The organism is Mycobacterium sp. (assembly GCF_035623875.1).
GTDB lineage: Bacteria > Actinomycetota > Actinomycetes > Mycobacteriales > Mycobacteriaceae > Mycobacterium.
In genome coordinates this window covers 1-3,575 of record NZ_DASPSP010000007.1, presented here as the reverse complement: position 1 = coordinate 3,575, position 3,575 = coordinate 1, and the positions used below count along the sequence as shown (strand labels likewise).

At 66.3% G+C, this 3,575-nt stretch carries 4 protein-coding genes; all 4 read right to left on the bottom strand.

The features are described from left to right. Positions 1-619: 619 nt before the first annotated feature. Entirely contained in the window at positions 620-1,381 is a 762-nt protein-coding gene (locus VEI45_RS00750; protein ID WP_324849149.1) for an enoyl-CoA hydratase/isomerase family protein, read from the bottom strand. Next, positions 1,378-2,142, bottom strand: a complete 765-nt coding sequence (locus VEI45_RS00745; RefSeq protein ID WP_324849147.1) for an alpha/beta fold hydrolase — start codon at positions 2,140-2,142, stop codon at positions 1,378-1,380. Before VEI45_RS00745 ends, VEI45_RS00750 begins: the two co-directional genes overlap by 4 nt. Next, the gene (locus VEI45_RS00740) at positions 2,139-3,194 is read right to left on the bottom strand and encodes an acyl-CoA dehydrogenase family protein (RefSeq protein WP_324849145.1); all 1,056 of its coding nucleotides are present in this window, start codon (positions 3,192-3,194) and stop codon (positions 2,139-2,141) included. The genes VEI45_RS00745 and VEI45_RS00740 overlap by 4 nt, the downstream gene beginning before the upstream one ends. Beyond that, on the bottom strand, positions 3,191-3,575 hold a 385-nt coding region (locus VEI45_RS00735; RefSeq protein ID WP_324849142.1), incomplete at its 5' end, for an acyl-CoA dehydrogenase family protein. The genes VEI45_RS00740 and VEI45_RS00735, both read right to left, overlap by 4 nt.

The window sequence follows — 3,575 nt, the reverse complement described above, 5'->3', positions numbered from 1 at the left end:
ACCGATCCGGTGCGCGACGCGCCGGGTGCGGCCGAGGTGACAGCGGCGCTCAGCCTCGTCGGCGCGCGCGAGCTGGCGGCTCTCAAAGGGGTCGCCGGTCAGGTAGGCGTCTGGCGGTATCAGTAGGTCGGTACTGCCCGGAACCCCGGCCCGACGGTTGCGTTCGTTGTATCTGCAACGCCAGCGGCGACACGATCCGGTTCACCAGCCCTGTTAGCAATACCCCGCTTCCGGCGCAACAGTTCACAACCCCAGACCACTCGTGACGCAATCCTTCTCACCCACCAGTCCGTCGACGCCCTGGTTACTTGACCGCCCGGACTGACCGATCGGGGATCCCACGCCCTGAAGGGCACGTCAGCCGCCGTGCAGTCTTTGGCATGGACCCAGGGACCCTTCCTCAAGTTGATCTCTCGCGCGGGCGGTTCATGTCAACGGCTCTGCGATATGTGTTCGGGCTGTTGACGCTGTCAACACCTTTCGCGTATCCGCAGGTCGTTTCGCGTACTTTCGCGTTGTTTCGCGTCGTCAATCTCAGCGTTTCCGCAGGTCACAGCGATTTTTGCACCGGGTTCGATTCCCGACAGCTCCACCAAGGCTAGTTGGGCACCGGCACCCTTCAGCGACCGGTGAACGTCGGAGCGCGGCGCTGGGCCGCTGCTGCCACGCCCTCGCGGAAGTCGGCGGTCGCCTGTAGTCGGGTTTGTTCTTCGAGCTCGCGGGCTGTGGCGGCGGCGACAGCCTCGGCGAGTCCGGCGCGCACAGTGGCACGGATGCTTGTCAGCGCCAAGGGAGCCGAGGCGGCGATACGCTCGGCGAACCGAATCGCCGCCGGGCGCACACCACCGTCGGCGGCCAATTCATCGACCAACCCTGCTGCGTGGGCGATTTCACCACCGAAACGCTCACCGGTGAGCATCCACTCAAGGGCTTTCTGCTGGCCAACGACACGTGGCAACGTGGCGGTTATCCCGAAGCCGGGATGAAACCCGAGCCGGCTGAAGTTGGCCGCAAATTTCGAGGAGGGTGCGGCCACCCGGAAGTCTGCGCTAAGGGCAAGCCCGAGTCCGCCGCCGATCGCGGCGCCCTGCACCGCGGCGACAACCGGCTTGCTGGTGCGGAACAACCGGATGGCCTGAGCATAAAGCTCATTGGGCGATACACGATCCTCGGCGGGCTTGGAGAAGTCGGCGCCGGCGCAGAAGTGTTTTCCTTCCGCACACAACACGATCGCCCGACATTCGACGTCGTCGTCCAACCGCTCGTAGGCGTCGGCGATGCCCTTGATCAAGGCGGTGTCAAAGAAGTTGTTCGGGGGCCGATGGATCTCTACCACGGCCACGTGGCCGGCGGATTCGACGGTGACATCCGGAGCGGTCACAGCTGTTCCAGTAATTCGCGCACTGCCGCATTGAACGCCTCGGGCTGGTCCATATTCGCCGCATGTCCAGCGTTGTCGATGACAACCTTGCGGGAATTGGGGATGTGACGGTGCATGTAGTCGGCCCCGGCCAGGAAGTCGGTGTCCTCGGCGCCGACGATCACCAACGCGGGCACCATGATGCTGTCGAGCGATGTGATCACGCGAGCGTCCTTTTGGGCCATGACACCGCGGGCGGCGCGGGGCAGCCCGTCGGGATGCGCATGCACCGCCTGCGCGAGTTCCGCCGAGATGTCGGCCGGCGCTTCGCCCCGCTCAAGTTGTTGGGCGCGTCGCTCTACCCACGCATTCCACTTGTCACGGGCTTCGTCATTGCGGTAACCCGGTCCCGTGTCGACCAGCACCAGCCCGGCCACCCGCTGCGGATGGACGAGGTGGAAGGCCAGGGATAGGTAGCCGCCCAAGGACATTCCGCCGAGCACAGCCCGATAGGCACCCGCGGCGTCGAGAATGGCCGCCATGTCGGCGACGCTGATCTGCTCGGTGTAGCGGTTCATGTCGTCGGGTGCGTCGCTGCTGCCGTGGCCCCGCTGGTCCCACACGATGACCGGCCGGTCGAGGCTCAAGGCATCGACATTCGGGTCCCACATGCCCGCGGTGGCGCCGAAACCGTGCGTGAGCAAAAGCGGCACACCCGGCGCCTGCGGATTGTGCACCTGGAAGGCCAACGTGACCCCGTCTGGGCGCTGCAGTCGGTTCACTGCATCACCTCGGACCCGGACTGGATGGCGGGGTACAGGGTGTCGGGACCGCAGGCGACCAGGGCCGCGCCGAGCCGGTCCGCCCAGCGATGATGCCCTCCGGCTTCGTCTCGCCAGGCCCAAAGTCGACGGGTCAGATATTGCAACGGGTACTCCTTCGTCATACCGATTGCGCCGTGCGTCTGATGGGCGGCCGCCGTGACCAGCTGCGCGGCCCGATCGGCAAGCATTTTAGCGCAACCGATTTCGAAGCTACCGCGACCGAGTTCGACCGCTTCGACCGCACCGTCGACAGCCGATGCGACCACGGCGGCCTGCTGGTGGATGGTGACCAAATGGGCTTGCACGGCCTGGAAACGACCGATCGGGCGCCCGAACTGCTCACGTTCGCCGCTGTAGCGCAATGTCATTGCCGCGACTGCACTTATCGCGCCGGCCATCAACGCGGCACGCCCCAGCGCGGTGCGTTCCCACAGCGTTTGTTCGGTGACCCCGTCCGGCGCGTCGGCGCGTGCGGTTACCGGCACACCATCGAAAATGACTGTGTCACGGGGCTCATCGGCGAGGTTGGCTGCGCGGCTGACGGCCGGGCCGCCTGATGGTGCGGCCGGTCCGGGCGCGAGCACGACGACGCCGTCGACGAGTCCGATGACATGCTCGGCGCGGTGACCCCACGCCACGGCAGGCGCCGTACCGAACAGCCGGTCACCGTCGAGACGGAGCGTGTCAGCGGGCGGCAGTACCGTACGAACACCCTTGGGCAGCGCGAGATCTGCACACGCCAGTAGCCACCCGCCGACGAGTCCGGCCTCGGCCAGGGGGACCGGTGCCGCGTGTGCTCCCGCGGCGCGGAGCAGCTGGACCGCATCGGCAACGGTGCCCCCGGCTCCGCCCAGTTCCTCCGGGACTGGGACATCACTGAATCCGCTCTGCTGCAACGCTTTCCATAGTTCCGGCGCCCAACCGGTAGCTTCGGCTTCGCCGATATCCTGCCAGCGGCTGTGCGCGGCAAACAGTTTCGCTGCAGCGCTATGCAGTTCGTTGTCACTCACGACAAACCTTTGACGGCGACAGAGCGCAGCACCTCATTGGTACCACCTCGGATGGTGAATGACGGCGAGTCCAGCACAGCGCGGCGTAACAACCGTTCGAACAACGACGGTGTCTGCGCCGACTGCCGGCTGCAGACGAGCTCGCGATCCAACAAGTCCCGCAGCGCGCTGACGACATCCTGTTCGAATCGGGTGCCCAGTTCCTTGATGAGCGCGGCCTCGGCCGCGGGCGTGCCGCCGGCGTCGATCGCCCTGGCCACGGCCAGCGAAAGCCGGCGCAGCACCCAGTACTGGGCCGCGAGCTCGCCGATCAGCCGGCTTCCGACCGGACTGGCGGCCAGGTCTGGCCACTCGCGGATGAACTCCTGAACGAGCAGGAAG